The 21,400-nt window shown below is 45.4% G+C and carries 20 protein-coding genes; 9 read left to right on the forward strand and 11 right to left on the reverse strand.

Going from position 1 to position 21,400, the window contains the following annotated elements:
- Positions 1–624: RNA methyltransferase (locus K4039_RS19190; protein WP_265237531.1), on the reverse strand; the 624-nt coding region annotated here is incomplete at its 3' end.
- 249 nt (positions 625–873) lie between these two features.
- Here K4039_RS19190 and K4039_RS19195 point away from each other — a divergent pair.
- Together K4039_RS19195 and K4039_RS19200 are read left to right on the forward strand one after the other, a co-directional pair.
- Positions 874–1,029 carry a DUF2256 domain-containing protein gene (locus K4039_RS19195; protein ID WP_265237541.1) on the forward strand — a complete coding sequence of 52 codons (156 nt, stop codon included), beginning with the start codon at positions 874–876 and terminating at the stop codon, positions 1,027–1,029.
- A 62-nt stretch (positions 1,030–1,091) separates the two neighbouring features.
- Positions 1,092–2,027, forward strand: coding sequence for an isoaspartyl peptidase/L-asparaginase (locus tag K4039_RS19200; protein ID WP_265237542.1), 936 nt, complete (start codon positions 1,092–1,094; stop codon positions 2,025–2,027).
- Positions 2,028–2,440: 413 nt separating this feature from the next.
- Here the strand turns inward: K4039_RS19200 and K4039_RS19205 are convergent, their stop codons facing one another.
- On the reverse strand, positions 2,441–3,691 hold the full coding sequence (locus tag K4039_RS19205; RefSeq protein ID WP_265237544.1) for a WD40 repeat domain-containing protein: 1,251 nt from the start codon (positions 3,689–3,691) through the stop codon (positions 2,441–2,443).
- A gap of 195 nt (positions 3,692–3,886) precedes the next feature.
- Between K4039_RS19205 and K4039_RS19210 the strand changes: the two genes are divergently transcribed.
- From K4039_RS19210 to K4039_RS19230, 5 genes are all read left to right on the forward strand, one after another.
- Positions 3,887–4,501, forward strand: a complete 615-nt coding sequence (locus K4039_RS19210) for a tetratricopeptide repeat protein (protein WP_265237545.1) — start codon at positions 3,887–3,889, stop codon at positions 4,499–4,501.
- Between the two features lie 41 nt (positions 4,502–4,542).
- Positions 4,543–5,280, forward strand: coding sequence for a tetratricopeptide repeat protein (locus K4039_RS19215; protein ID WP_265237547.1), 738 nt, complete (start codon positions 4,543–4,545; stop codon positions 5,278–5,280).
- Positions 5,281–5,675: 395 nt separating this feature from the next.
- The gene (locus tag K4039_RS19220) at positions 5,676–6,476 is read left to right on the forward strand and encodes a DsrE/DsrF/DrsH-like family protein (RefSeq protein WP_265237548.1); all 801 of its coding nucleotides are present in this window, start codon (positions 5,676–5,678) and stop codon (positions 6,474–6,476) included.
- 193 nt (positions 6,477–6,669) lie between these two features.
- Positions 6,670–7,161, forward strand: coding sequence for a hypothetical protein (locus tag K4039_RS19225; protein ID WP_265237550.1), 492 nt, complete (start codon positions 6,670–6,672; stop codon positions 7,159–7,161).
- 543 nt (positions 7,162–7,704) lie between these two features.
- A complete protein-coding gene (locus tag K4039_RS19230; protein WP_265237552.1) occupies positions 7,705–8,454 on the forward strand; it encodes a hypothetical protein in 750 nt (249 codons plus the stop codon).
- A 153-nt stretch (positions 8,455–8,607) separates the two neighbouring features.
- On the opposite strand, the gene glmU is transcribed toward K4039_RS19230, so the two are convergent.
- Positions 8,608–9,993: a bifunctional UDP-N-acetylglucosamine diphosphorylase/glucosamine-1-phosphate N-acetyltransferase GlmU gene (gene glmU, locus K4039_RS19235; RefSeq protein ID WP_265237554.1), complete on the reverse strand. Its 1,386-nt coding sequence runs from the start codon at positions 9,991–9,993 to the stop codon at positions 8,608–8,610.
- A 1,319-nt stretch (positions 9,994–11,312) separates the two neighbouring features.
- Complete coding sequence (locus K4039_RS29975) at positions 11,313–11,633, reverse strand: pentapeptide repeat-containing protein (protein WP_375339818.1); 321 nt, start codon at positions 11,631–11,633, stop codon at positions 11,313–11,315.
- 4 nt (positions 11,634–11,637) lie between these two features.
- On the opposite strand from K4039_RS29975, the gene K4039_RS19245 reads away from it, so the two are divergent.
- Positions 11,638–12,471, forward strand: coding sequence for a sulfurtransferase (locus K4039_RS19245; protein ID WP_265237558.1), 834 nt, complete (start codon positions 11,638–11,640; stop codon positions 12,469–12,471).
- A 163-nt stretch (positions 12,472–12,634) separates the two neighbouring features.
- Here K4039_RS19245 and K4039_RS19250 read toward each other — a convergent pair whose 3' ends face one another.
- The 7 genes from K4039_RS19250 to rfaE2 all read right to left on the reverse strand — a co-directional run bounded on the left by K4039_RS19250 (position 12,635) and on the right by rfaE2 (position 20,043).
- A complete protein-coding gene (locus K4039_RS19250; protein ID WP_265237560.1) occupies positions 12,635–14,107 on the reverse strand; it encodes an MBOAT family protein in 1,473 nt (490 codons plus the stop codon).
- 487 nt (positions 14,108–14,594) lie between these two features.
- Entirely contained in the window at positions 14,595–16,154 is a 1,560-nt protein-coding gene (locus K4039_RS19255; RefSeq protein ID WP_265237562.1) for an ATP-binding protein, read from the reverse strand.
- Complete coding sequence (locus tag K4039_RS19260; protein ID WP_265237564.1) at positions 16,151–17,170, reverse strand: ATP-binding SpoIIE family protein phosphatase; 1,020 nt, start codon at positions 17,168–17,170, stop codon at positions 16,151–16,153. Before K4039_RS19260 ends, K4039_RS19255 begins: the two co-directional genes overlap by 4 nt.
- Before the next feature lie 298 nt (positions 17,171–17,468).
- Positions 17,469–17,867, reverse strand: coding sequence for an anti-sigma regulatory factor (locus tag K4039_RS19265; protein ID WP_265237565.1), 399 nt, complete (start codon positions 17,865–17,867; stop codon positions 17,469–17,471).
- A gap of 270 nt (positions 17,868–18,137) precedes the next feature.
- Positions 18,138–18,506: an STAS domain-containing protein gene (locus K4039_RS19270; protein ID WP_265237567.1), complete on the reverse strand. Its 369-nt coding sequence runs from the start codon at positions 18,504–18,506 to the stop codon at positions 18,138–18,140.
- Positions 18,507–18,561: 55 nt separating this feature from the next.
- Positions 18,562–19,431, reverse strand: a complete 870-nt coding sequence (locus tag K4039_RS19275; RefSeq protein WP_265237569.1) for an STAS domain-containing protein — start codon at positions 19,429–19,431, stop codon at positions 18,562–18,564.
- Positions 19,432–19,548: 117 nt separating this feature from the next.
- Positions 19,549–20,043 (reverse strand): D-glycero-beta-D-manno-heptose 1-phosphate adenylyltransferase, encoded by a 495-nt coding sequence (gene rfaE2 / locus K4039_RS19280; protein ID WP_265237605.1) that lies wholly within the window; start codon positions 20,041–20,043, stop codon positions 19,549–19,551.
- Between the two features lie 968 nt (positions 20,044–21,011).
- Between rfaE2 and K4039_RS19285 the strand changes: the two genes are divergently transcribed.
- Positions 21,012–21,395 carry a hypothetical protein gene (locus tag K4039_RS19285; RefSeq protein ID WP_265237571.1) on the forward strand — a complete coding sequence of 128 codons (384 nt, stop codon included), beginning with the start codon at positions 21,012–21,014 and terminating at the stop codon, positions 21,393–21,395.
- Positions 21,396–21,400: the final 5 nt, after the last annotated feature.

The raw sequence follows: 21,400 nt of genomic DNA on the forward strand, positions 1-21,400 counted from the left end.
GGAGAGGGGGAGAGGGGGGGATTGGGAAAATATTGCCTCTTCCTTATTCCTTGTATCTGTTAAATCCGTTACAGAATTTGTTACCGAACTTCCTTCTTCCTTCTTCCCTCTTCCTTCTTCCTTCTTCCTTCGGAAACCTTCCTCGCGATACAACTCATAACAACAAATAGCCACAGCTTGTGCAAGATTTAGGGAAGTGTAAGCATCGCTGCTGGGAATCCGAATCAAGCGCTGGGCGCGGTTTAATTCGCTGTTAGTCAATCCACAGTCTTCTCGACCAAAAATTAGGGCGCTGGGGGCTTCTAGCAACCAAGGTAAGGCATCTGCTGGTGCTTCTAGCTGCATTGGGTGCGATCGACCATCATCTCCTGTAGTTGCGATCGCCCTGACACATCCTACCAAAGCAGCAGGCAAACTCTCAACAACCTTCGCCGTTTCCAGTATGTCAGCAGCGCGCACAGCCATCAATCGGGCTTCTTCCCCTAAATGATCGCACTGGGGATTTACCAAAATTAATTGGCGCAAACCCATATTTTTCATGACGCGGGCTACTGAACCCACGTTTAATGGCCCTGCGGGTTCGACTAAGACTATTCGGATGTTGGCTAATGCCGTTGCGACCATTTTTACTGGGAGATATTTTGCTGAATTGAGAGTTATTGCATAAATCTTGGAATTATAGAGAAACCGCAGATTTAATGCAGATTAACCTGCATCACAGGGGATTTAAGCGCCCACCTTTAGGTGGATTGTTTTTAGGCTGGGGCTTAAATCCCCTGCCTAAAAACTTCGCTGTCAACTGTCAACTGTCAACTGTCAACTGTTAAGCAGATTAACGCAGATAATTTAAGATGACGTATTGTCAAAATTAGCATGGCTAAGCAGCGATTGAAGTCCGATTTACCGACGAAGATGTGTCCTGTGTGCGATCGACCTTTTACTTGGCGCAAAAAATGGGCCGACTGCTGGGATGAGGTAAAATACTGTTCGGATCGCTGTCGCCGTCGCCGCAATAGTACAGAAAATTAAGAATGTCTTGCTATTTGCCAAACTGAGGCTAAAATTGCAAAGGAAAAATTTTAGGTTAAAGTATGGCATCGCAACAGGTGGAACCAAAGCTAGTTATTCACGGCGGTGCCGGTAGTTGTCTGCAAAGCAAGGGCGGAATTGAAGCGGTGCGCAAATCGCTTTACGATGTTTTGGAGGCAGTTTATCCGCTGCTGAAAGACGGTGCAAGTGCCGTAGATGCAGTCGTGCAGGGCTGTCGGTTGTTGGAAGATGACCCGCGATTTAATGCCGGTACGGGTTCTGTGGTACAGTCGGACGGGCAAATTCGGATGAGTGCTTCGCTGATGGACGGTTTGGCTCAGCGTTTCAGTGGCGCGATTAATGTTGCTCGTGTGCAAAATCCGATCGAACTTGCTAAGTTTTTGCAGACTTCGGACGATCGCGTACTATCAGATTATGGTGCGGCGGAATTGCTGCGAGAACTTCATTTGCCGATTTACGATCCGATGACGGATTTGCGTTTGCACGAGTGGATGCAGGAACGTCAAGGTAATTTTAACAGAGCAATGGCTAATGTGGTGGCGGAACCTGCGGGTGTTGGCACGATCGGAGTTGTAGCTTTGGATACTCAGGGATGTTTGGCTGCTGGAACATCGACTGGCGGTAAGGGTTTTGAGCGCATCGGGCGGGTTAGCGACTCTGCTATGCCGGCGGGAAATTACGCGACGGGCAATGCGGCGGTTAGCTGTACGGGTATCGGCGAGCACATCATGGATGAGTGTTTAGCGGCGCGAATTGTGATTCGGGTAACGGATGGTTTGAGTTTGAAGGCTGCTTTTGAGCGTTCTTTTGCGGAAGCTGACGATCGCAAACGAGATTTTGGTGCGATCGGGATTGATGCTAGCGGTGCGATCGCGATCGGCAAAACTAGCGAGATCATTCTCGGTGCTTTTCACAACGGTACGCAAATGGGCGATACTTTGGAAGCAAACAAAGGAACGTTGGTTTTTGTTGCTTAGAAAAGCGGTTTGATTTTCCGTAACAAAACCCGATCTTGATTGGTAATTACGATGGTGCGCAGTGCGAACCTTACTGATAATTCGTAGGGTGTACACTGCGTACCATCCCCTTAGTTAACCGATGCTTAGGTGGCACGCTATAAAGTCAACCGGTGTGCAGTGCACACCCTACAAACTAGATATTTAATTAGTGATTCTTCGTCAAACTGTGCGCAGTGCACACCATACAAACTAGATATTTAATTAGTGATTCTTCGTCAAACTGTGCGCAGTGCACACCATACAAACTAGATATTTAATTAGTGATTCTTCGTCAAACTGTGCGCAGTGCACACCCTACAAACTAGATGTTTAATGAGTGATTCGTAGGGTGCGCACTGCGCACCATCCCCCGATATTTAATAGGTAATTTATTAAATTCGCAACTGCCAAAGTTTAACAGTACCATTATCGCTGCCGCTAACCAAAGTTTCGCTCAACTGCCCGATCGCCACCGCCGACACAGGGCTAGAATGTCCATCCAAAGTATGCAACAATTCGCCACGAAGATTCCAAATCCTAACAGTTCCATCAAAACAGCCCACTGCAAAGTATTTCCCATCCGGGCTAATCGCGGCGGCGGAAGTGATGCGAATTCCTGTTTGCAGCGAATGCAATAATTCGCCTGTTTGCAAATTCCACAGTGCGATCGTTTTATTCCCGTGACATACGAGAGTTTGGCTGTCGGGAGTAATTGCCACATAATTTTCGCTGCCAAATGTTCGCCGCACTTCTCCCCCCGGCAATTCCCACAAAGTGACGGTGGCGCGACAGAAACCGCTGGCTGCATTCAGCCCGCTGGCTATTAACGTTTTGCCGTTGGGACTCAGGGCGATCGCACTTATGTCATCCCCTTGATAGCCTTTCAAAACTTGCAACAGTTGGCCGCTATTGAGGTGTTGCAGCTTGACAGTGCCACAGGTGGTGCCGATCGCCAAAATTTGCCAGTCGGGGCTCACAGCGACGGATTCGTGGCGGTGTACGTCTGCTAAGCGCTTCAGCAGTTCGCCGTTTTGCAGGTTCCAGAGTTTGACTGTGCCCGCGCGCGATCGAGTCAGCAGCGTTTTGCTAGCGGGGCTGAAAGCAACTAGCAATACGGCTGTTGAATGTCCGCAAATAGTCCGCAGCAGTTCGCCGCTGTGCAAACTCCAAACCTTCACTGTACTGTCGTGGGAACCTGTTGCGAGTAATTCTCCGTCGGGACTGATCGCGGCGGATAGAATGCTGTCTGAATGCTGGAGAGTGGCTTTTAAAATTGCGCCGGATGAGGTTTTTGGTTGTTTTTTATACCCGGCTATTACCAGCCAGTCGATCGCATCTCTCCAATTTTTGAGGGCATTTCTCGGCCGATTTGTCAGCGTTTCTATATATCGATACAAAGTTTTGGATAAGTCAACCTCTACACCTTTGATTTGTTTGTTGAGAAGTGCCGCAATTTCGGCCGGGCTGCAACCGCACAGCAAGCCGCACAAGTGCCTTTTTTCCACGGGTGTCAGCCCTCTTCGGGTGTGCGGGGCAAATTCTAGTTTGGCGTTGGCCAAGTCGGTGTAAAGCTTTTCGATGTCCCAGTCGCGGGTAGCCCGTGTAAAAGGTTCTTCTGGTCGATCGAGGGTTGAGGGTGTCATTTGTGGCAGTCGCGATCGAGTTCCTAGTCAAATTCCTAACCAAAATCCTAACATTCGCTGTGCGCGATCGAACTGCTTTCACCGCTAATCTATTTTTAACACAGCAAACAACCAAAAGAGTTTCGGGTAAAAAATCTGCGGAAATCCTGACTTCTACAGTTTGCTAAATAATTCTACATTAACCGGAGAAACAAAATGCCTGGTATTGCGATCGCCTTATTTTTTGGCCTCGGTTTGATTTTAAGTCTTGTTGGCTATATTTGGGGATTAGTTCAAGCTTTCGGACAGGAAACTTTTTGGGGAGTGCTTTACTTAATTGTACCCTGTGCTGCCTTAGTTTTTTATATCAAAAATTGGAGCAATCAACAAATTAGAAAAACTTTCTTGATTCAATGTGCTGGCTTGCTAATGTTTATTTTAGGAGGTCTTACTACTTCAGTATTTTATGGCGCAAATTTTACAAACAGCCCGGATTCTGAGCTGAATCAAGAACTAAAAAATAACAATCCATCGCCCTCTTCTTTTCCTGGGGATCTTAACACTTCTCCATCACCAAGTCAAAAATCACCTCCGAGTTCTGGGCTATCTCCTCAAAGTTCTCTAGCACCCGATAGCAAAGATGAGTTCAAACAATCGATGAAACTCGGCTATGTCTACTACGCGCAGCGAGACTATCCAACGGCTTTAATCCATTTTAACAAAGCTTTGCAGGTGCGTCCTGGCGATGCTTATGCTGTCAAGGCTATTGAAAATACCAAAAGCGCGTTAGCGAAGCCCTCGAAGAGGATCGTCCAAGCAAAGGCTAAATAACCCACATACACATTCACTTGAAATTGATTAAACATAAAATCATGAAACAGACATCAGATAAACTAAAATTCGTGGAAATGTTCGCATTTTGGATACAGCTATTTGTTGGGGGGAGTTTTTTATTGGTCGGTTTGTTTGGGGGTTTGTCTTCTGGCAGTTTTTTCGTTTATTTATTTGCTGTAGTTGGTTTGCTGTTGATGATATTCGTAGAGATTGAGACAATTACATTTGACAAAAATCTCGGTCATCTGACTATCAAGCGGCATAAACCACTCATTGCCAAGACGAAACTTATCAAACACCTACTTCAAGATATTTCAGGTGTGGAAATACAGGAAATGTCAAGTAGCGAGAGCAATACCTATCGTGTCTGTCTTGTGTTGCACTCAGGTAAGCAACGTGTTCCTCTAACTTCTTCCTTCAGCACTGGTTTAGGAAGCAAGCACAAAAAAGCCGAAGTCATTGCGACATTTTTGGATATCCGAAATTACGGTCTTGATGGCTTTCCCACAGACAACTCTAACGAACTTAAATGGGAGACTATAGCAGAGGAAATTACCCACTGGGAAACTGCAATCAAAAGTGATTCTAATGATGCTGATGCTCACCTGAGATTGGGATTAGCTTTGATACTTCAAGACAAAACAAAAAATAAAGAACAAGCAATGGGCTATCTAAAACAGGCCGAGACTTTGTTCAAAGCTCAAGGCTGTGACGAAGAAGCTATGCAGGCTGCTCAACTTTACGGCGCGGCTTATTGGGGAATGCTGGGAAAGTGAGGTTCAGATGCAGTCTTGGATACACTCCGACTGAAGAAACCAAACCGGGTTTTTTTGCAAAAATACTTCGTTGTAATCCGCAGATTCAGTAAAAAGTCCGGTTTATGGGTTTTATCTAAGTCCTAATTATCCGACATCTAAACTTTACAGCCAAGTTTGAATAAACTCTTGTGGGGAGTAGGAGTTAGGCATCTTGCCCGCCCTCAACATACAATAATTATGACTTTTATGAATTTAATTAATGAATTATATGAATTGACCTGAAAAGAAAACTGTTTAATAATTGTAGTTAAGAGCTTTTCTGTAGAAATCATAGGAAAACTAAATTTCTCAGTCAAAACTCTGCAAAATTCTGTAAAAAATTTCAATTAATTACACGGGAGCTAATACCTAAGATGAAAGTTATTAAAAAAACCGAACATCTTCTAAAGCTTAATAATTTAGGAGAAATGATTTATGGTGCGATATCTCCTACAGTATGGGTAACGGGATTTTCAGGAATACCTTTATTTATGATGTTCTTGATTATGGCATCTGCTGGAGTGGAAAGACTTTCCTGCAACAAAATTGAGCCAAAAATCGCAACTTGCGAACTCAGTAGATCGAGTTTTATGGGGTTAAAGCAAGGCGAATTAATCTCGATAGAGCAAGTCCAGGGAGCTAGATTTGAGACAAGCAAGACTACTGATAGTGATGGCAGACCCATGACTGTGAACAATGTATTTTTAGTAACTAAGGAAGGGGAATTATTGCTAGCAAATCAAAGTGCCGAGGATGCAAATTCGTTCAATAAATATATACAAATCTCTACCGGAGGGTTGGTCATAGAAAAAGATAATCGGTTATTAAGTTTTGGAATAATGCTTTTTCCTAGCTTGTTTTTAGTTATTGGTTTTGGAGTCTTTTCTGGTGTATTGCGTTCTTTTATTGTTGAAACTTACATTTTTGACAAAAATGCAAGTACCTTAACTATGAAGAAAAAAGGAATATGGGTGAATGAAGTTTCTGAACGCTCGCTCGCTGAAATTTCAGAAGTCGAATTAGAAACAAAACACACCGAAAATGGTATCTTATGCAAGGTGTATTTGCTAACCAATGGGGGCGATCGCCTCTTTTTAAGTAGTAGTTTGAATCATAAAAAACAACAAAAAATGGCTGATTTAATTCGCAGCTACCTCAACCGGCGATCCGTCTGAATAAATACACCGATCTCAAAAGCGATCTGGAAAATTATGCAAAATATGTTAATCAATTAAACGGGAGTTGATACCTAATATGAAAGTCATTAAAAACACCGAACATCTTCTAAAGCTTAATAATTTAGGAGAAATGATTTATGGTGCGATATTTTTTACAGTATTGGCAAGTTAATTTTTAGGAATATCTTTCATGAAACTTATAAAACAAACACCCAATCAACTAACAATTCAAACTTGTACATTCTGGGATGGTTTGTTATTGATTTCTCCTTTCATAGTAATTGGCTTATTGCTGATTATTTTTGCGTCAAATTGGATAGGTGGAGGTATATTTTTGTTGTTTTCGCTGTGTTTGTTGGACGGCGCAATAGATGAAATCTATGTTTTTGATAAAAGTTGTGGCAAAATGACTGTTAAACGACGGGGTTTGTGGCTGAATCGTGTTACACAACGCTCAACTCGCAATATTTGTGCGGTGGAATTAGACGCAATAGCAGATAGCGAGGGGAATCTCAGCTACTATGTTGATTTGTTGATGTTGGGGGGCGATCGCGTTTGTTTGGGAAGTAATGCGAGCGGCAAAGAACAGCAAAAAATTGTTGACTTGATTTGCGAGTATCTGAATTTAGCATCGCGCCAGTCAGCTAACGGGATTAAAAATGAGAGAATTGTGTTATTTTGACGCGCACAGTCTCATATTTCTTTGCTAAAGCTGTTGATGGTAGCTAAAGCTCTAATTGCTCTAATTGCTCAAATTTTTCAACGTTTTGATGCGTTTATTTAAGATTGTTCGCCACGCCGCAGCCTATCTCCAACCAAGGCGCAAGTAAACTCGCGACATTAATTGTAGGCGAGAAATATTTAAGCTAATCTATGAGTAATACAAAATCCGACTTAAATACCCCCTTGATTCTTTAGTGCTTCTGGCCTAGAACGAAAGGAAAGTTTGGGATGCGTTTCAACCGCCCGGTAAGAGCGAGGGGTTTTTCACGCGGATTGGGTATAATCGCAGTTACGCATCAATTTTTGGGCTAGTCTGCGAGTATAGCCCGAATATCTAGGTTAAAAAATTAAGTCGATCGCACTTTAATAGCGTAACTTATGGGTAGAATAACAAATACTTTCGCTCCCTCGAACCTCAAATAATATATAACTTAACAATTCGCTATAGCTCGATCGGGAAGTGGATTTGTAGCATCGTTTTAGGAATAAAAGGGTGAATTAAATGAAAATAATCAAGCACACAGCAAGTGAACTAATCATTCAGACTCAAAACATATTTGATTTTTGGTTCTACAGTTGTTTATTCATGACCTGCGGGCTGATATCTCTGGCTTTTCACTATCATGCAGCTACCCTGATCTGCCAGCGATTGCAGCAAAAACAAGGAAGTTGTCAGATTGTGCGATCGAATTTACTGGGCTCGAACATCCAAGAAATTCAGCTTGATTCTTTGCGGGGGGCGAAAGTTCAAAGCTGCGGGTATAAAAGCAGAGTCGTGCTTTTGACGAGTGTTGGCGATGTTCCTTTTACTCCTAACTCGACTAACTGGGGGAATAAAGAGGCTGCTGCTTCTGATATCAATTTTTTTGTTAAAAATGCAAAACGTCGGTTGCTGCGCTTAAGTCAAGACGATCGCTGGCTGGGATGGACAGGAGGTATATTTTTGCTCGCGGGAGTCGCAGCCCTCCTGTTGGGAAATAATGAAACCTACAGCTTCGATGGAACTTTAAACACTTTGACTGTCAAACAGCGGGGTTTGTTGGTACGTAAAGTCATTCAACACTCTCTGTGCGAGATTTATGGGGTGGAAGTCGATCGCACCAAAGATCGGGAGCATGACATTTGGTACGAAGTCAGATTGTTAGTTTCTGGCGGTTCTCGCATATCTCTGCCCCACACTATGAACCCCTATGAGCAAGCAAAAATCGCCAAAGCGATTAACAACTATCTGCACGCGCGATCGCACTATTGAACTTTGGTAGTTTGTAGGGTGTGCACTGCGCACCGGTTGACTTTCACGCCGATCGCACCGACATAGGTTAACCCGCCGGTGCGATGGGCGCACTCTACAAGACTAGCCGGTGCGCATTGCGCACCCTACAGAAGAATGTGCGCACATATAATGTTATTTTTCCGGTTCTTTTAACTTCCAACCAGGTTTGACAACTTGCCGCGATCGGGCAACTACTAAACAGTCATTCGGCACATCTTCTGTAACTACAGAACCCGCCGCTACGGTAACATCTTCTGCCAAAGTTATTGGTGCCACCAGCACGCTATTGGCACCGATTTTAGTCCGATCGCCTATTTGAGTTTTGTGCTTATTTTTGCCGTCGTAATTGGCGGTAATTGTCCCAGCACCGATGTTGACTTTTTCTCCCAAATTCGCGTCGCCCAAATAAGACAAGTGAGCAACATTAGTGCGATCGCCAATTTGAGTATTTTTCAATTCTACAAAATTGCCGACGCGACAGTTCGCCCCTATTTGCGCGTGTCCCCGCAGGTGTGCGTAAGGCCCAATTCGCGAATTTTCCGCCACAATACTATCAGAAATTACCGAATAAAGCACAGTCACATTTTCCCCTATTTGACTGTTTTCGATCAAACTACCGGGGCCGATGCGACTCCCAGAGGCGATCGAAGTTTTACCCCGCAGATGCGTTTGCGGTTCAATTACCACCTCCGGCTGCAACTCTACGGTATCGTCGATCGTGATGCTGTTGGCATCGATCAGCGTCACGCCGGCTTTCATCCACTTATCCTTTACCCGCGTTTGCAAAATATCGGAAGCTGTGGCTAAATGTTTGCGATCGTTAATTCCCAAGATTTCTTGATAATCTTCAACATCCACCGCCATCACCGGAGAGAGAATACTTACCGTATCAGTTAGGTAATATTCTTTTTGGTCATTGTCTGCTTTCAAATCTGGCAAAATCTTCTCTAAATGCGGCCAGTGAAAACAGTAAACACCTGCATTAATTCGCTGGTTTTGCTTTTGCTCTTTCGTGCAGTCGCGGTCTTCGATAATTTGCTGAACTAAGTTTTGACTGTCGGTAAATACTCGCCCGTATCCTTGAGGATTTGGCAAATTAGCTGTCAATATAGTAGCAGAGTTTTTGTGCTGTGTGTGAATTGCCATCAATTGTTTGATAGTTTCTGCCCTCAGCAAAGGTACATCGCCATTTAAGACCAGCAAATCTCCTTGAAATCCCTTTAAGTGAGGCAGCAATTGCTGGATGGCGTGACCGGTTCCCAATTGTTCGGTTTGTTCGACAAATTCTAGGGGAGGAGATTCAGGATTTTCTGGTATTTCTTGACCTCCTATCAGTGATTGTTGAACGAGTTCTCCTCGATAACCGACGATAACAAGTCGCCGGGAAATTTGAATTTCTTGACAACTTTCGAGGACTCGCTCAACTAGGGTTCGCCCGCCCAATTCGTGTAGAACTTTGGGCAAGTCAGATTTCATGCGCGTGCCGCGTCCAGCAGCTAAGATTGCTATTGCTATCATTGTGCGATCGAGCTATTTGCTATAAAAACTAGAATATTGACAAACTGATGATATCACTCGCTGTCCGTCGATGGTAGTGCGATCGCACAATTTTTTAATCTCCAATCTCGAATTCGGGCGTGCGGCGTCTTTTTGCAGCCGGATGTCCGTTTGAGACGCTACGCTTGCGGTTTGACTTGATGTCGCTGGGGTAGATAGAGCTCCGGGCGAGGTATCAAATTTCTGAGGACTGAAGTCCTTACTAAGAGCCTAACTCAGGTTCGTAGTAAGCACTGAAGTCCTTCCCCAAGGGATACGAGGGGGATCGAGAGTGATAATTTGGATCTGTCAGCTTGGATTTACCGAGATAGATTATACTATTCGTTGAATTTCAGTTATGGTGTTTTCAGCTAAAAAAACTATTAGTTGCTTCTTCCTCCTCCTTCCTCCTTCCTCCTTCCTTCTTTTTAGCCGCTCGCGTAGCCTTTCATACCTTCTTCCTTCTTCCTTCTTCCTTCTTCCTTCTTCCTTCTTCCTTTCTGCACTATCAGATGTCCAGCTATGACAGAGATCAATTTTCAGGAACTTGCCAAGCAGGGAAATCCACAGGCGATCGCATCTTGGCTCAATAGCAAGTTACAATCTGAAGGGATCGCAGCCTCTGCGAATCTCGACGGTGACTGTTTGGATGTAATTCTGGAGGCCGAGCAAGTACCGATAGAAGATACATTAGTTGATTTTGTCCGCAGCCAACTGACGAATTTGCAGCCAGATTCGATTCACAAAGTTAAGGTTGAAGGGCGAGAAAGCGGTGAGATTGCGGCTGCTTGGAGTCAGGAGTTTAGTTTGGAGAGCAGCATTTTGGAACCACAAAGCTTTGCGGGAGAATCAGTGCAAAATACTGGGGTTGCTAATATGGACGATCGCACAGAAACGGAAAGCACAAATATGGATGAGGATAAATCGCCGGAATTTGCTGCATTTGAGCACCGGTTGCGATCGACTTTCATTGTCGTCGGGCTGGTAACGGGTATGTTGGCGATCGCCGTGGTGGCGTTTGTTGGTAAAATTTTAAACGAGCCACCAGCATCTGCGGGGAAAAATCCAGATGAAACTGCCAATGTAGTAGCAACTGCACCGGATACCTTTCGAGAGGCTGTTAACAGCGCCGTTAAAGCAGCAGAGTTAGGGCGATCGGCAAAAACGAAGGAAGATTGGGCGATCGTTGTCGATCACTGGCAAGAAGCGGTATCGTTGATGAGAAGAGTACCCGTATCCAGCGTCAACAATCAACTAGCTCAGACAAAAGTAATCGAGTATCAAAAATATCTGCTTTATGCTCAAGAATCAGCAGTAAATCCACCTCCCCTAGAGCCAACTCCCGCAACAGCCACAAAAGCAAAACCGGAAAAAGCAACTCCGAAAAAAGCTAATTCCGAAAAAGAAACTTCGGAGAAAGCAACTCCGAAAAAAGCTACTTCCGAAAAAGCCGAACCAGAAAAAGCAACTCCTAAGAAATCCACTTCCGAAAAAGTAGAACCAGAGAAAGCAACTCCTAAGAAATCCACTTCCGAAAAAGCCGAACCAGAGAAGCGGTAAGGTACACATGGCGCAGTATGAATTAGCAAGTCCAAGACTGTAGATAAAACACAAATTTGCATAGTTATGAATGAGAATAATTTAATCGTTTCGCCTGAATGGTTGGCCACCAATGAAAATCCGCAAGTTGTAATTATTGACTGTCGGTTTGCCCTCGCTGACGCAGAATTGGGACAAAAACAATATCAAGAAAGTCACATTCCCGGAGCTTTCTATTTAGATTTAAACCGGGATCTAGCGAGTGCAGTTGGCACACACGGCGGCAGACATCCGCTGCCAAATATTACAGAATTAGCTGATAAATTGAGCGCGACCGGGATTAATTCATCAGAAACTTTGGTCGTAGTTTATGACGATTCGCGGCTGGCTTTTGCGTCTCGTTTGTGGTGGCTGTTGCGATATATGGGACACAGCAAAGTTGCTTTGTTAGACGGCGGTTTCAGTGCTTGGAAGGCGGCGGGATATCCGGTAACAGATGTTTTGCCCGATCGCCGCGACGGTAAATTCGTGGTGGAATTGCAGCCGGATCTGGCGGTTGATATTGAGCAGGTAAAACAGCGGAAAAACTTGCCGGACAGGGTTTTGGTTGATTCGCGAGAAGGTGAGAGATACGAGGGCTTGCGGGAGCCGATCGACCCCATTGCAGGTCACATTCCGGGTGCTGTTAACTATCCTTGGCAAGGGGTGACGGATGAAACTGGAAAAGTGCGATCGATCTCCGAACAAAAACAGCGGTGGACGGAATTAGAAAAAGCCGAGGAAATCATCGTTTACTGCGGTTCCGGGGTGACAGCTTGCGTAAATTTATTGTCCTTAGAAATCGCGGGAATTCCCGATGCTAAACTCTATGTCGGTAGCTGGAGTGACTGGTGTTCCTATCAAATAAACATCGGCGGTTGAAATCGCATTTATACAACATTTTCTTCAACCCACGGAGGTGGGTTTTGTCTGTATAGACGCGCTTTCAACCGCCCGGTTTCTTCAACCCACGGAGGTGGGTTTTGTCTGTATAGACGCGGTTTCAACCGCCCGGTTTCTGTATAGACTCGGTTTCAACCGTCTTCTAAAAATCGAAATAAATATAAGGCAAACCGCCATCGGGGGCCAACACCCAAACTGCATACAAACAAAGCGGCACTAACACCAATTTCAACGGCCAATTTAACTCCAACTTCAAACCCCGACTCAGGGCATAATTCCCCAGCATTGCGGCAGCCACAGCCGCCAACATCCAAGTTAAATGCACTCTTTCCAAACCCAAAGCTTCCACATAAACTTTATTTGCAAACTGCACATCAGCAGTGTGTCCCCACAAATGCGAAATCGCCCATCCCGAATCCTTCAAATCGGGAAGCCGGAAAAATATCCAACTACCAAAAACCATCGCCTGAGTTAACAGCCAACCGATCGCAATCCCGATCGGATTTTCCCACAAAAACTCCATCCGCAACCGCTTAAAAGTCACATCCGTCACCCGGTGTACCGCCAAAGCCAAACCGTGCAAACCCCCCCACACAATAAATCCCCAAGCCGCCCCGTGCCAAATTCCCGCAATTAACATTACGATCGACAAATTGAGACAAGTGCGCCACAAACCGACACGCGAACCCCCCAAAGGAAAATACAAATAATTACGCAACCAATCCCCCAAAGTCATGTGCCAGCGCCGCCAAAAATCACCGATGCTGGTACTAAAATAAGGGAAATCAAAATTTGGTGGCAAATACCAACCCAACAGCAAAGCAGTACCGCGCGCCATGTCAACATAGCCACTAAAATCGAGATAAAGTTGCAGCCCGTAAGCAAAAATCGCCAGCCACAAATCCTCGCTACCCGCCCGCTGCAAGTTGGTAAAGCTTAAATCGACGTAAATTCCCAAGTTGTCGGCGAAAAGACCTTTTTTGACTGCACCAAATGCGATCGTCCAAAGTGCCTCAGAAATGCGATCGGGCGTGGGAAACTTCTGTGATTTAAGTTGATTGATCAAATTATGATAGCGAGTAATCGGCCCCGAAATCAGTTTCGGAAAAAACAACTTGTAAGCAGCAAAGTGCAGCAGCGAAGTAGCAGCCGGCGCGCCTCGGTACACGTCAATCAAATAAGCAATGCACTCAAAGCAAAAGAAACTCAATCCTAGGGGTGCCATGACGTGAGTTTTCACCCAGTTAGCGCTGTCTAAGGCGAAGGGCCAATTTAACAAAGTGCCGATCGAACTCAAGAAAAAAGGCACATACTTAAAACCCAAAAGCAGCAACACATTCAGCCCAATTCCGATCCAAAGCAGCAACAAACGGCGGCGATTCCAAGATTCATTCGCAATCCGCCAATCCAGAGGTTCCCCAATCGCCATCGCCAAGTAGTAATTAAACAAAACACCGACTAATAGCAGAGGAATGTACCAGATTTGCAGCGAAGCATAAAAAATCAGACTACCAGCCAGCATGATAAACAGTCGCCACCATCGTAGGGGAACCAACCAGTAAGCCGCGAACAAAACTAACAGAAACAGGACATATTGAAGGGAGATGAAAGTCATTTTTCACAAATAAACAAGATCGGATATTCGATCGGGACAGGGCGCAGTACCCATTGGTGTCAACAATCGCTTAAAACCATCTGTATCTCTCGTTTTTAGCCCAGCCTCGATCCCCTAAATCCCCCTTAAAAAGGGGGACTTTGAAAGTGCTTCCAGTTCCCCCCTTCTTAAGGGGGGCTAGGGGGGATCGAGATTTTGCTAACAACGAGATTTGTCATGGATTTTAGCCGATCGCAAACACGAACAAAAGCACAGCCTCAGTCCCTACGGTATAGTCGGCAACTGAGAACTGCTACATTTTACAGCACAAAGTTAAATGCTGTTGCAAATTAAATAAACTTCGTTTATGTAGACGCGGTTTCAACCGCCATCTTATCTATCTTGAAATTATCTGCGTTAATCTCCGTTTATCTACCTTATATCTGCGGTTGACCGATCGATCCTGTGATTTATGCAATAAGTCTAAAGACTAGCCGATCGCCAACCTTCAGTATCGTTGGCGGCCTCGATCGCAGTACAATGAATTTCTGCCAGCAACTTTTTCAGCAAATACCGAAAAACTATTTTCATCGTCCACACTCAAAACTTTTGCTGCTGAATCCGGCGCTGGCGATGGCCCGGAGCCCCGCAAGCTACGAGAATTTGCGATCGCCAGCGATATTGCTTCTTTCTTAGCAGCAGACATTTCCAAAAAATTTTCTGGATCTCCAGCATACACGATCGGCAGTTTGACAAAAAAAGTCGAACCCACTCCGGGTGAACTTTTGATTTCAATACTTCCCCCCAGAAATTCCGCCAATTTTTTGCACAGAGACAATCCCAATCCGGTGCCTTTGACGCGCTTCTGCAAGGGATTTTCGAGTTGGACAAATTCTTCAAAAATTCGCGTTTGGTCGGCTGGAGAAATGCCAATGCCCATATCTGCGACTGAAAAAGTAACTGTTCCCTCCTCTCCTATTTCCGCAGCAACTCGGACTTCGCCTGCTTCGGTAAATTTGAGGGCATTAGAAATCAGATTTCGCAAAATTTGAGAAACTTTGCCCTCGTCGGTAGTGAGGATTGGAAGTTCGAGAGGATCTTCAAAAATTATAGAAACGGCAGAGTTTGGGGGAAGCAGGGGGCGCATCATTCCTCGCAGGGCGCTGAACAAATCTTCGACTTCAAAATCAGCCACGCGAACAGTTAGTTTTCCGGCTTCCACTTTGGCTAAATCTAACGAGTCGTTGACAAGTTCTGCGAGAGACTCGGCGGATTTGTAAATGTAATTTACTTGCTTGTCCTGTTCGGCTGAAAGTTCTCCGTCGAGGCGATTTAACAATATTTCAGAAAGGCTCATAATTGCCGTTAGTGGAGTGCGAAACTCATGGCTCATATTGGAGAGAAAGCTGGTTTTGAGTTCGCTGGCGCGCCGGAGAGATTCGGCTTTATCATTCAATTCGGCGTAAAGTACCACGACTCCGCGATTGGTATCTTCTAGTTGTTGATTTAATTGTACGAGTTCTTCTTGACGCTGGCGGAGTTCGTCTAAAGTGCGTAGTAATTCTTGATTTTGCTGCTGAATTTCGGCGTAGGGATCTTCGGGAATTTGGCGCGCTAGTTTGTCAACTAATTTATTTAGTTCGATCGCACTCAGCGCAGGCATATTTTTGGAAAACTGTTTAATTAATTGTACAGCCGTTCCGCGATCGGGCGCAGAGTCGATTTTCACTTCGTCCATCAACCGTTTCGCTGCTGCTAAACCGAGTCCCGCGCCGGTTTGCGATCGAAAATTGGGGCCCAACACAGTCGCTAAATCAGCAATTCCCGGCCCCGTGTCAGAAATCCGAGTCCGAAAAAATTGGGGCGATTCCCCTTCCACAATGAATTCTACTTTGCCACCGCCTGCATATTTGAAAGCATTGCGGGCAATTTCGGAAACTGCTGTGGCGATGCGGGTTTGTACTTGGGAATCGAATCCCAGCCCTTTAGCAATTTGGCGAGCTCTTTGGCGTACTTGTACGATGTCTTGTTCAAAGCGGACTTCTGTCGTCAGGATTGGGTAACTCACGCTGCTTCTCTCACCTTGGCTACTATAACTGTCATGTCATCGCGAGTGCGTTTGAAGTCCCGGTAGAGCACGGCTGCGATTAAAGCAGGATGTCGGGAGGCTAAACCCGGATAGCGGTTTAAATTCCACTGCGTCGCCAAACCGTCGGAGTGCATGATGAGTAGGGACTGCTGCGACCAAGGATAGACAAATTCTGCTACTTTTCGCATCATATGTCCAACTGTGCCATTGTAGGAAACCATGCTACGGGTTTGGTTATCTGTGACCACTACACCGGTGATGTTGCCAATTCCGGCAAAACAAACAGTTTGTTGGGTAGGATCTATTTGGGCGATCGCCGCAGCCGCTCCTCTGGTATTTTTTAAAGCAGCGTGCGCCTTCTCTAAAATTGCTTTCGGCCCGAGTTTGGCGTTTTCCTCAAATACCCGCACTGCTTCGCCAGACGCTTCCTGGGCCAAATCCCCGTAGCCGAGCCCGTCTGCAACTAAGATCAGGTTTTTGTCAAGGTGATTTTCTGCCGCCCACGAATCCCCGCAAATTTGCTCTCCTGCTTTCGGTAAGTGGATAACCCCTAATTCTAAATAATTGCTGTTTTGAAAGGCTTCCCGGCTATTTTGGGTAGGTTCCACCCGCGCTAATAAGGCTGTCCCCAGTTTTGGTACAGAATGAATATCAAAAAAAGTAGAGAGGCGTTTAATTGCCCCCAGTCCAGTTCCAGGGCTTCCCGCTGTAGAAAAACCGTCCCGCATACACAGCGCGACATTTGCCATTCCTTGGCCCCGGTCTAGCGCTACTATTTCAATGCTATATCCTGCCGCTGTTTTTAATGTTCGCAGCAAAAGTTCTCCTTCGCGACCGTGTTTGACCAGGTTTTTTGCTGCTTCGGTGGTAACAATTGCCACTTTACCGCGATCGGTCTCATTAAATCCGACTTCGGTCGCTAGGGCGACTGCGATTCGGCGCGCTTCTCCCACTTGACTTTCTTCTGTTACGGGCAGGGCTACGGCATCTATCATTATTTTATAGTTCTAATCTTAAGCTGGCGCGCATTTAAAAAGTCATTAGTCATCAGTCATTGGGCATTGGGCATTGGGCATTGGGCATTGGGCATTGAGCATTGGTCATTGGTCTGATTGCATAAATCTGTGATTAATTGCGAAACCGCAGATGCAACGCAAATGCAACACAGATAATTTTAAGATAATTTGCGACTTTGGCAAGAGGTATATTAGTTACAAAAAAGCAGTCAAGCGTGAATATTTCCCCCCTCTCCCCATCTCCCAATTTCCCAATCTCCCCTTCTCCCCATCTTCCTCACCGCCAGCGGACGATCGCAATTTTAGTCCCCTTACCCACTTTGGAAACAATCTCAAATTCGTGCATCAACCGCTTGGAACCACTCAGCCCCAAACCCAAACCGTGATTAGAAGTATAACCGTCAGTCATTGCCAATTCGATGTCTGGAATTCCCGGGCCATTGTCTTCAAATATCAGCCGCAGCCCTTTGCGGCTGCCTAATTGGAGCGTTTCGAGAGTTACAGTTCCCCCTTTACCGTAGTCTACAGTATTGCGGGCGAGTTCGCTAGCTGCGGTAACGATTTTCGTTTGGTCTAATAAACCGAATCCCATTGCTATAGCCCAAGCTCGCACTTGCTGTCGGACGTGGACTATATCGGATGACGATCGGATTTCTAGTGTCTCACGTTTTGACATGGCTACTGTACCAAAATAGAACTTCTCCCCAAAATATAGGACTTACACTCGTCAACTTAGTTTCTCCTAATAGGACTTACGCACTTACTACGATTTTTTCTCAATAGAGAACATAGTGAAGCAATTTCAAACCCTTGATTTAACCCTCTTGAGTGCGCAAGCCCTGTCCTAAGAAATCTTCAGTTTGTCAACAAGGTACCTACAAACAAACTCGGTTTTTTTACTGTCTGTGCATCAGTCAGGGGACAATTAATCGACTGTTTACGATCGCTAGTCAGGAGAGAAACCCAAGGATTTTCTCAACAAAATCATGCCTTTTTCAACGCTTAAAGCTGTGCGAACTCCTGTCAGGGAAAGCCCCAATTCAACGAGCGTAATAGCAACCGCTGGCTGCATCCCGACCACAACTGTTTCCGCATCTAAAATTCGCGACATACTAGCGATATTGTTGATAATGCGACCGATAAAAGAATCAACTATTTCAAGGGAAGAGATTTCAATTAACACACCTTTAACACCTGTTTTGACGATGCGGTTCGTCAGGTCATCTTGCAATGTCATTGCTAAGCGATCGTGCATATCCACTTGAATTGTTACTAGCAAAAATTCTCCCATTTGAAGTATCGGTATTCGTTCCACAAATTCACCTACTTGCTAACATTTACTTGAGTTGTCATGTCAGAGTGCAATATTTTTATGTTTCCTCTTTAATATTTTTTATAGTTAAACCTTGGCGCTGCAACGCGACTTTAAAAGCATCTGCTAAAGTAGCTTTTGTGAGAATATCCTGCAAGTCAACTCCCAAGTGAACTATGGTTTGAGCTATTTGCGGGCGAATGCCACTGATGATGCACTCAGTACCCATTAAACGGGCGGCGGCGACAGTTTTTAATAAATGTTGAGCAACTAAAGTGTCAACAGTCGGCACGCCTGTAATGTCTAAAATCGCAAATTCTGAGCCGGTTTCCATGATTTCCTGCAACAGAGTTTCCATGACTATTTGAGTGCGGGCACTGTCGAGAGTCCCGATCATGGGTAAAGCGAGAATGCCTTGCCAAAGTTTGACTACGGGTGTTGACAATTCGAGCATTTCTTGCTGCTGGCGTTCGATGACTTCTTCGCGAGCTTTGAGAAAAATTTCTGTCACCCAAAGGCCGAGCTGGTCTAATAAACTGGTGGAAAGCCACAGTTGTTCGACAAGTGCGTCGCGGTTTTGTGTCAGTTCGCGACAAAGCCGATCGAACAAAGGCTTTTTGAAGCATAAAATGAAACTCGCTATCTCTGAGGGAGTAAAGCCTCTCTGAACGCGCGATCGCGAAACTTCTGCTAGCAGCAGCCGCATATTTTCCCATTCGGGTGTCTGGATGTCGCTAAAGTTACCGTGCCCCACTGCAATGTGGAGCAATTGCAGGAACTCTTGACACTCAGACCGCAATTCTTTGGCTCTCATCAAGTCGTCCCGCCGCAGCCCGGTATTTTGCAGTTCTTTGAGCCAGTCTGCTAGTAGCTCTGCTTTGTGTCTTTCTAAGATTTCCGCAATCGTGTTATTGCTTGTGAGTTCCATTGAAATTATCTCCTGTTTCGCAATTGGGATGAAGTTGTACGAGCGATCGCACCAAGCGTATTTTTTGATGAGCCAAATTCTGAGTTTAGCTCACTGTTTGCTGTTTGTGATCGAGGGTTAAGTACCTAACTGCAAAATGCGTTTGACGAGCGCGCTGGTAGAACTGGGAACTTCTATTTCGATCAAGGAAATCTTGCCGCCTCCGGCGATAACCGCCGGTGCTTCCGGCAAAGTTTCGAGTTGATAGTCGCCTCCTTTAACATAAATATCTGGCTTCAGGATACTTATCAGTTTAGTTGCTGTAATCTCGGAAAAAATTACTACCGCGTCTACTGGTTTGAGGGCAGCTAACACTTCGGCTCGCTGATTTTCCGGTACGATCGGGCGGGGTGGCAATCCCGGCTGTTGCGGTTTGATAGCTTGCACGCTAGCGTCGCTATTCAAACCCACCACGAGCGATCGCCCCAAAGCTTTTGCAGCCTGCAAATAGCGAACATGGCCCGCGTGCAGGATATCGAAGCAGCCATTAGTAAACACGATCGGACGCCAATTGTCCGGATCGGATGCGATCGATCTTTCAAGTTCTCCCAACGTGTAAACACCCGAAATCATTGCAGTCATGACTAAAAAAATTGCACGGCGATGAATCATCCTAGCAAAAAATGTAAAATCTTGCACCTTTGCCATTGCACAATCGAACGCTCAAGCTGTTAATAATTAATAGTTGGCAATTAGTAATTGGTAATTAGTAATTGTTCACTTTTAAGGAGGAAGCAACAAACAAGAATGCCCTTCGGCTGCGCTTTCCGGCAAACAGAAAGAAAAAGGGAGAAATAGCTACTCCTGTATCTGTCCTCCCACCAAAAAACCGATACTTGCTTTCCCACAGTCGCCATCCGGCCAAAATTTGAGACCAAGAGTTCAAACTCCCAGATTCATCTATGGAGTAATAACATTTGCGATTTGCGATTTGCGGTTGGCGACGAGGAATAACTTATTCGCTATGGGTTCGAGCATGAGCCGACAGTTGCATTGTTTTTGGCAATAGGTATACATCTTAAAGCGAAAATGGAAAATCTCAAATCGACTGACTGCCGTGTTGTGCAGTTGGTAATTGGAGGTTCAAAAGATTGGGAAACAATTATTTCTTTCAGCTCTCTGTGAGATCAATTACTATAAGACAGGGGATTTTATGCCACGCCATCTGGCAGGCGGGAGATATATAGCCTTTCGAGCTCTCATATGAGGTACTATCCGGCATAGGGCATAGGGCATAGGGCTATCCTCACTTTTTTGAGAACCGCTATAGGGGGTGAAACCCACCTAAACCTTACCCTCCTATGTCTATTATTTCTCGCACTGCCAGGGAAGGGAAAGCTAGTTAAAAGCTGTAGCCACAAGCGTGCAGAACCATCTGTGCGCTGCCCCCTCACGGGGGCCCGTGGGTGAGTGCTATCTTGACAAATCTTCACAGCCGCCGCCTCTAGGGCGCAGCCTCCTGTGTCAAAGTCTGCATACATCGTGCAGCAACTCCGATCGACTGGTGTGGCAATCGCAGCCTGTGAAAACTGGGAGGAAAGTTGAGGCGATTACCCGATCGAGCTATTTTGGTGGAAAATAACGTAAAGTACCAACCTGCGCCAGCCTCTGGTTGGGGCTTCCAAAATCATCAAATGGGGGACGGTTTGATTCGTCTTTCGTCTGCGGAGTTTCCCATCTCAACAGCCATTTTCAAATTCAGCACTGCTGTTTCCACAGATTCGGGACTTAACCTCTGGGATGCTGTGGCGCCGGCCACGCGATGGCTGCCCCCAAGCGAAGCAATCAGTGAGGAAGAGCAATTGAGCGCTCTCACCAGTTATAGCGGTTCTCAGATAAATGAGGTATGCAGAAACCCTGTATTGTCAAGCTTTCCAGGTCAAAATTCATACCTCACCTTTTTGAGAAAGGCTATAACTCATTAAACAAA

Origin of the sequence: Lyngbya sp. CCAP 1446/10, from assembly GCF_026130175.1 — a bacterium.
GTDB lineage: Bacteria > Cyanobacteriota > Cyanobacteriia > Cyanobacteriales > Microcoleaceae > Microcoleus.

Excerpts from the sequence above, each read along its gene's own strand:
- glmU (WP_265237554.1), bottom strand. The coding sequence starts at position 9,993 with ATGATAGCAATAGCAATCTTAGCTGCTGGACGCGGCACGCGCATGAAA.
- K4039_RS19200 (WP_265237542.1), top strand. The coding sequence starts at position 1,092 with ATGGCATCGCAACAGGTGGAACCAAAGCTAGTTATTCACGGCGGTGCC.
- K4039_RS19245 (WP_265237558.1), top strand. The coding sequence starts at position 11,638 with ATGAATGAGAATAATTTAATCGTTTCGCCTGAATGGTTGGCCACCAAT.
- K4039_RS29975 (WP_375339818.1), bottom strand. The coding sequence starts at position 11,633 with ATGCAAATTTGTGTTTTATCTACAGTCTTGGACTTGCTAATTCATACT.
- K4039_RS19220 (WP_265237548.1), top strand. The coding sequence starts at position 5,676 with ATGAAAGTTATTAAAAAAACCGAACATCTTCTAAAGCTTAATAATTTA.
- K4039_RS19260 (WP_265237564.1), bottom strand. The coding sequence starts at position 17,170 with ATGATAGATGCCGTAGCCCTGCCCGTAACAGAAGAAAGTCAAGTGGGA.
- K4039_RS19265 (WP_265237565.1), bottom strand. The coding sequence starts at position 17,867 with ATGTCAAAACGTGAGACACTAGAAATCCGATCGTCATCCGATATAGTC.
- K4039_RS19195 (WP_265237541.1), top strand. The coding sequence starts at position 874 with ATGGCTAAGCAGCGATTGAAGTCCGATTTACCGACGAAGATGTGTCCT.
- K4039_RS19230 (WP_265237552.1), top strand. The coding sequence starts at position 7,705 with ATGAAAATAATCAAGCACACAGCAAGTGAACTAATCATTCAGACTCAA.
- K4039_RS19205 (WP_265237544.1), bottom strand. The coding sequence starts at position 3,691 with ATGACACCCTCAACCCTCGATCGACCAGAAGAACCTTTTACACGGGCT.
- K4039_RS19210 (WP_265237545.1), top strand. The coding sequence starts at position 3,887 with ATGCCTGGTATTGCGATCGCCTTATTTTTTGGCCTCGGTTTGATTTTA.
- K4039_RS19215 (WP_265237547.1), top strand. The coding sequence starts at position 4,543 with ATGAAACAGACATCAGATAAACTAAAATTCGTGGAAATGTTCGCATTT.
- K4039_RS19250 (WP_265237560.1), bottom strand. The coding sequence starts at position 14,107 with ATGACTTTCATCTCCCTTCAATATGTCCTGTTTCTGTTAGTTTTGTTC.
- K4039_RS19275 (WP_265237569.1), bottom strand. The coding sequence starts at position 19,431 with ATGGAACTCACAAGCAATAACACGATTGCGGAAATCTTAGAAAGACAC.
- rfaE2 (WP_265237605.1), bottom strand. The coding sequence starts at position 20,043 with ATGATTTCGGGTGTTTACACGTTGGGAGAACTTGAAAGATCGATCGCA.
- K4039_RS19225 (WP_265237550.1), top strand. The coding sequence starts at position 6,670 with ATGAAACTTATAAAACAAACACCCAATCAACTAACAATTCAAACTTGT.